Source organism: Xanthomonas sp. F4, assembly GCF_011761895.1.
The window spans coordinates 1,004,976-1,011,237 of record NZ_JAASQX010000002.1 but is presented as its reverse complement, the minus strand read 5'-3'; the positions used below and the strand labels follow the sequence as shown (position 1 = coordinate 1,011,237).

6 protein-coding genes and 1 other RNA gene are annotated in these 6,262 nt (G+C 67.7%); 2 read left to right on the top strand and 5 right to left on the bottom strand.

All coding sequences use genetic code 11. The features are described 5' to 3' along the window. Nucleotides 1–286 precede the first annotated feature (286 nt). The 5 genes from FHR66_RS12330 to FHR66_RS12310 all read right to left on the bottom strand — a co-directional run bounded on the left by FHR66_RS12330 (nucleotide 287) and on the right by FHR66_RS12310 (nucleotide 3,852). Nucleotides 287–739, bottom strand: coding sequence for a DUF4426 domain-containing protein (locus tag FHR66_RS12330; RefSeq protein WP_160971023.1), 453 nt, complete (start codon nucleotides 737–739; stop codon nucleotides 287–289). 21 nt (nucleotides 740–760) lie between these two features. After that, a non-coding RNA gene (locus FHR66_RS12325) (sX9 sRNA) lies at nucleotides 761–836 on the bottom strand. A 43-nt stretch (nucleotides 837–879) separates the two neighbouring features. After that, nucleotides 880–1,725, bottom strand: coding sequence for a pyrroline-5-carboxylate reductase (proC, locus tag FHR66_RS12320; protein ID WP_160971021.1), 846 nt, complete (start codon nucleotides 1,723–1,725; stop codon nucleotides 880–882). Nucleotides 1,726–1,856: 131 nt separating this feature from the next. After that, on the bottom strand, nucleotides 1,857–2,885 hold the full coding sequence (locus tag FHR66_RS12315) for a hypothetical protein (protein ID WP_160971027.1): 1,029 nt from the start codon (nucleotides 2,883–2,885) through the stop codon (nucleotides 1,857–1,859). A gap of 316 nt (nucleotides 2,886–3,201) precedes the next feature. Beyond that, nucleotides 3,202–3,852 (bottom strand): YggS family pyridoxal phosphate-dependent enzyme, encoded by a 651-nt coding sequence (locus tag FHR66_RS12310; RefSeq protein ID WP_160971025.1) that lies wholly within the window; start codon nucleotides 3,850–3,852, stop codon nucleotides 3,202–3,204. 121 nt (nucleotides 3,853–3,973) lie between these two features. On the opposite strand from FHR66_RS12310, the gene FHR66_RS12305 reads away from it, so the two are divergent. Both FHR66_RS12305 and FHR66_RS12300 read left to right on the top strand, forming a co-directional pair. Next, nucleotides 3,974–5,011 (top strand): type IV pilus twitching motility protein PilT, encoded by a 1,038-nt coding sequence (locus FHR66_RS12305; protein ID WP_160971019.1) that lies wholly within the window; start codon nucleotides 3,974–3,976, stop codon nucleotides 5,009–5,011. 118 nt (nucleotides 5,012–5,129) lie between these two features. Beyond that, complete coding sequence (locus FHR66_RS12300; RefSeq protein WP_160971017.1) at nucleotides 5,130–6,260, top strand: PilT/PilU family type 4a pilus ATPase; 1,131 nt, start codon at nucleotides 5,130–5,132, stop codon at nucleotides 6,258–6,260. The last annotated feature ends 2 nt before the right edge of the window (nucleotides 6,261–6,262 follow it).

Below are 6,262 nucleotides of genomic sequence, written 5' to 3'. Positions count from 1 at the left end.
TCGATGCGAGTTCACGCCGGGGGCGGACTCTGGATACCGTTCGGACACCCAAGGGCCAGCATGTGGAGAGGGGAGCCGATCTACGATGCAAGCTCTAAGCTTCAGGAGCGACTGGACTTCCCACACCTCCTCCGATGATCAGTCGGAAGACATGACGCCTGTTTAAGGGCGCCAGGTCCAGATACAAGGAGCGGCTTTTAGCCGCGACCGGGCTTTCCCGGTAACGCCCGGTCGCGGCTGAAGCCGCTCCTACAGATGGGAAGGCGCGCGCGGGACGCTACGCGCGCTAGAAATTACGGGTGAAGCGCACCGTGCCGGCGCCGTCGGCGCTGCGGACCTTCACCACGAAGCGCAGCTGATCGTGGGCGCTGCTGCGCACCGTACCGACGTAGTCGGTGTAGGCATCGGTGCGGACCGCGCGCAGCGCCACCGGCTGGCGTTGTCCGCTGAGGTCGGTCGCCACCACGTCTACCGTGCCGACCGCCGGCGTTTCCTCACCGCCGTGCAGAGTGCGCAGCGCGATCATCACCAGCGCAGTGTCGGCCTCGCGGGCGATGCCGTAGCGATGCGCCACGTCCTCGCTCATCGCCAGCGTGGGCAAGGCGTTGTAGTGCACGCGCAGCGCGCCGAAATCGGCCTGCGCCGGCGTGGCGGCGAGCAGTGTCGCCGGACGTGGAGCGTCCTGGTCCGAGCAGGCGGCCAGGGCCAGGCACAGCAGCGCAGCGGGCAGGACACGCATCGGCGTTCTCCGGGTTGGAGTGGCTAACACATCGTCGCGCGCAGTCGCCAGGTGGGGGCGGGCGGCGCGGAGGAACTGCAGTGTACGCGTGGTGGATGAGGATTCCGGGCGCCGACCGCGCCGCCTGGTGTTCGCTGCGCTCAGTCGTCGTTGGCGGCGGACAGGGCACGGCCGCGTTCCGCCGCCGCGGCGATCGCGGCCGCGGTCAGCGCCTCGAAGCCGCCGTGCTGGAAGGTCTCGATCGCGGCCTGGGTGGTGCCGTTGGGCGAGGTCACCCGGCGGCGCAGTTCGCTCGGCGCCTCGCCGGACTCGGTGAGCATGCGCGCCGCGCCGAGCACGGTCTGCAGGGTCAGGGTGCGCGCGGTGTCGGCGGGCAGGCCCTGCGCGATGCCAGCCGCTTCCATCGCCTCGGCGAGCAGGAAGACGTAGGCGGGGCCGCTGCCGGACACGGCGGTGACCGCATCGATCAGCGCTTCGTCCGCGACCCACACGGTGACCCCGGCGGCGGCCAGCACGCGCTCGGCGTGGGCCCGCTGCGCGGCGTCGACACCGGCGCTGGCGAACAGGCCGGTGACGCCGGCACCGAGCAATGCAGGGGTGTTGGGCATCGCCCGCACCAGGGCGTGGCCGCCGCCGAGCCAGCGGTCCAGTTGCGCGGTGGTGATGCCGGCGGCGATGGACACCAGCAGCGGCCGCTGCGCCTGCGCCAGCGCGGCCAGTTCGGTGCAGACCCCGCGCAGCACCTGCGGCTTGACCGCGAACATCCACAGCGCCGCGCCGTCGGCGGCCTCGGCCGCGCTGGCGACGGCGTGGACGGCGTAGTCGGCGACCAGGGCCTCGCGCAGCGCCGCCACCGGCTCGGCCACACGGACGCGGCGCGGGTCGGCACCCTGCCGGACCAGGCCGGCGATCAGGCTGCGCGCCATGTTGCCGCCGCCGATGAAGGCGATGTCGGCGGCGTGGGAATCGGGAGGAGCGGAAGCCATGGCGCAACACCGTCGCGAAGAGGGAGCGTCATGGTAGCGGTTGCGCCGCGCTGCAGTGCTGCGGTGCGGCGCAACCGGATCGTGCGAGGCGAGAACGCGCCAGCCGCTATGCGCGGACCGGCGCGGCGGCCTCAGTTGGACTCGGTGAAGGTGATCGACGGCGTGCTGCCGCCGGCCGTCGAGCAGCTGCCCAGGTTGAGGTTGTTGGTCTCGCCGGTGCTGCCGGCATTGGCCGCGCAGGTCGGGGCGGCGGTGGAGCCGTTGGTGGCGGCCACCTTCACCGTGATCGACGAGCCGGAGTTGAAGTTGGCGCTGGAACCGCCGGCGTTGCCCACCACGTTGAACTCGGCGTCCTTCCACACCGTGGCCAGCTTGACCACGCTGTCCTTGGCGCTGACGCTGTAGGCGGTGCCGTTGTTGGTGAAGGTGATGGTGTCGTTGCCGTTGGCGGTGGCCGAACCGGTCAGCTTGACGTTGGCCAGTTGCGTGGCCGGCACGTCCGGCGCGCTGACCGCATTGCTGTTGCGGTAGCAGTCCGAGCCGCCGCCGCTCATCCAGCCGCTCGGGCAACTGCTGCCGTAGCCGATCAGCCAGTACTGCATGAACACCGCGGCCTGGCCCTGGGTCTCGTAGTCGGTGGCGTAGACGAACTGCTGCCACACGGTGCAGCCGGAGCGGCCGCCGCAGACGCTGGTGGTGGCGTTGTAGTTGGAGTTGATCTGCAGCGAGTACTCGTTCGGACCGAGGATGCCGCCGCCGCCGAAGGAGGCCACGCCGACGCCCTGTTCCGAGGTCACGCCGGTGACCTGCGGGAAGCTGCCCACGGCCTTGCTGATGAGGCTGCTGGAGCGCAGCGCGTAGTCGTAGCCGTTGCCGGTGGTTTCGGTGGCGCCGAACAGGATCTTGTGCGGGATCGGATGCACACGGCGGGTCAGGGTCTTGCAGACGTCCGTTTGCCACTGCGTATCGGGGAAGTTGGCATGGAAGCAGCCTTCCGCCGGTGTCGGTTGATGCGCCATGGTTTCGCGCCAGGCGGTGCGCGCCTGGACTTCGGCGGGCGACATCATCGCTTCTTCATTGGTCCAGGCCGGCGTCGCCGTCGGCGCGGCCAGTGCCGCGGGGACGTGCAGCAGACCCATGAAGCAGGAGGCGAACAGCAATCGGGTGGATGCTTGCATCTGTGACCTCGTTGGAGCCGAGCGCATTCGGCGATGGACTGCGGATGACCCGCGGTCGCCGCCATGGAAGCCGAAGCGCGCGCATCTGAAACGTGACTGAATTAACGGTTCGCAACCGTGTCGCACGGTTCAGCAAGCACTGTCGGAGCGAACCTTTCATTCATCCCGAAACACTATTTTTTTCAACGAGATGGGCTACGACAGAATTCCGATGTTGGTGAATCGTTTTTGAAGCGGCTGTAGACAAATCATCACAGTGTCACAAGTGATGCGCTGATGCGGCGCGGCAGCAGCCGGTTCAGCCCGCAGCACGCGGACCGCGCGCACCGAACAAGGCGGTGCCGACCCGCACCATGGTGGCGCCGGCGGCGATGGCGTCGGCGAAGTCGCCGCTCATGCCCATCGACAAGGTGTCGACCTGCGGATGGGCGGCACGCAGCCGCTCGAAGAGGGCGTGCATGCGCGCGAACGCATCGATGCGGCGTTCGGCCTCCGGCCACGGTGCGGGAATGGCCATCAACCCGCGCAGCGCCAACCTCGGCTGCGCGGCGATGGCTGCGGCCAGCGCGTCCACGGCCTCGGGCTGGCAGCCATGCTTGCTGGCCTCGTCGTCGATGTTGACCTGGATCAGCACGTTCAGCGGCGCGGATGCGGCGGCGCGGCCCTTGGCCAGGGCGGCGACCAGTTTGGGCCGGTCCACGGTCTGCACCCAGTCGAACAGCGTCGCCGCCTGTTCGGCCTTGTTCGACTGCAGGTGGCCGATCAGATGCCATTCCAGACCGGCATCGGCCAACGCGGCGATCTTGGTCGCCGCTTCCTGCACGTAGTTCTCGCCGAAGGCGCGCTGGCCCTGTGCGGCCAGCGCCGCCACGGCCTCGGCCGGCTGGGTCTTGGACACCGCCAGCAACTGCGCGTGCGGCCGCCCTGCGGCGTCGGCGGCGCGGTTCATGTCCAGGCGGATCTGGTGCAGCGGAGAGAGGGGCACGGCGGCGTTCCGGCAAAGGGAAGGGCGCTATACTGCCGGCCGGGGAATCATCCTTCCAGTCGCAGCCCAAGGGGAAAAGCAGCGTATGGATATCGCTGAACTATTGGCGTTCTCGGTCAAGAACAAAGCGTCCGACCTGCACCTGTCCGCGGGCCTGCCGCCGATGATCCGGGTCGATGGCGACGTCCGCCGCATCAACATCCCGGCGCTGGACCACAAGCAGGTGCACGCGCTGGTCTACGACATCATGTCGGACAAGCAGCGCCGCGACTACGAGGAATTCCTCGAGGTCGACTTCTCGTTCGAGATTCCCAGCCTGGCGCGCTTCCGCGTCAACGCGTTCAACCAGAACCGCGGCGCCGGCGCGGTGTTCCGCACCATTCCCTCGGAAGTGCTGACCCTGGAAGACCTGGGGTGCCCGCCGATCTTCCGCCAGTTGATCGACCAGCCGCAGGGCCTGATCCTGGTCACCGGGCCGACCGGTTCGGGCAAGTCGACCACGCTCGCCGGCATGATCGACTACATCAACAAGAACGAATACGGCCACATCCTCACCGTCGAGGATCCGATCGAATTCGTGCACACCTCGCAGAAGTGCCTGATCAACCAGCGCGAGGTGCATCGCGACACCCACGGCTTCAACGAGGCGCTGCGCTCGGCGCTGCGCGAAGACCCGGACATCATCCTGGTCGGCGAGCTGCGCGACCTGGAAACCATCCGCCTGGCGCTGACCGCGGCCGAGACCGGCCACCTGGTGTTCGGCACCCTGCACACCAGTTCGGCGGCCAAGACCATCGACCGCATCATCGACGTGTTCCCCGCCGGCGAGAAGCCGATGGTGCGTTCGATGCTGTCCGAATCGCTGCGCGCGGTGATCTCGCAGGCGCTGCTGAAGAAGGTCGGCGGCGGCCGCACCGCAGCCTGGGAGATCATGGTCGGCACCCCCGCCATCCGTAATCTGATCCGCGAGGACAAGGTCGCGCAGATGTACTCGTCGATCCAGACCGGCCAGCAGAACGGCATGCAGACCCTGGACCAGCACCTGCAGGACCTGGTCAAGCGCAGCCTGATCACCCGCAACCAGGCCCGCGAGTACGCCAAGGACAAGCGGTTGTTCGAGTAGCCGGGATTGGGGATTCGGGATTGGGGATTCGCAAAAGCGGGTCTCTCCGATCCCAGGATGCCCGCTGTTACCAATCCCCAATCCCGAATCCCCAATCCCGGTTCCGAAGGAGCACGCCATGAGCACCATCGACTTCACCTCCTTCCTGAAACTGATGGCGCACCAGAAGGCGTCGGACCTGTTCATCACCTCGGGCATGCCGCCGGCGATGAAGGTGCACGGCAAGATCACCCCGATCACGCAGACGCCGCTGACCCCGCAGCAGAGCCGCGACCTGGTGCTGAACGTGATGACGCCGTCGCAGCGCGAGGAGTTCGAGAAGACCCACGAGTGCAATTTCGCCATCGGCGTGTCGGGCGTCGGCCGCTTCCGCGTCAGTTGCTTCTACCAGCGCAACCAGGTGGGCATGGTGCTGCGGCGGATCGAGACGCGCATTCCCAGCGTGGACGAGCTGAATCTGCCGCCGGTGATCAAGACCCTGGCGATGACCAAGCGCGGCATCATCATCTTCGTCGGCGCCACCGGCACCGGCAAGTCGACCTCGCTGGCGGCGATGATCGGCTACCGCAACCAGAACTCCACCGGGCACATCATCACCATCGAGGACCCGATCGAGTTCGTGCACAAGCACGAGGGCTGCATCATCACCCAGCGCGAGGTCGGCATCGACACCGACAGCTGGGAGAACGCGCTGAAGAACACGCTGCGCCAGGCGCCGGACGTGATCATGATCGGCGAGGTGCGCACCCGCGAGGGCATGGACCACGCCATCTCCTTCGCCGAGACCGGCCACCTGGTGCTGTGCACGCTGCACGCCAACAACGCCAACCAGGCGATGGACCGCGTGATCAACTTCTTCCCTGAGGACCGCCGCAGCCAGCTGCTGATGGACCTGTCGCTGAACCTGCGCGGCGTGGTCGCGCAGCAGCTGATCCCGACCCCGGACGGCAAGGGCCGCCGCGTGGCCATGGAGATCATGCTCGGCACGCCGCTGGTGCAGGACTACATCCGCGAAGGCGAGATCCACAAGCTCAAGGACGTGATGAAGGAGTCCACCAACCTGGGCATGAAGACCTTCGACCAGAGCCTGTTCGAGTTGTACCAGGCCGGCGAGATCAGCTACGAGGATGCGCTGCGCCACGCCGATTCGCAGAACGAGGTGCGCCTGCGCATCAAGCTGGCCCAGGGCGGCGACGCGCGCACCCTGGCGCAGGGCCTGGACGGGGTCGAGATCGCCGAGGTGCGCTGAGC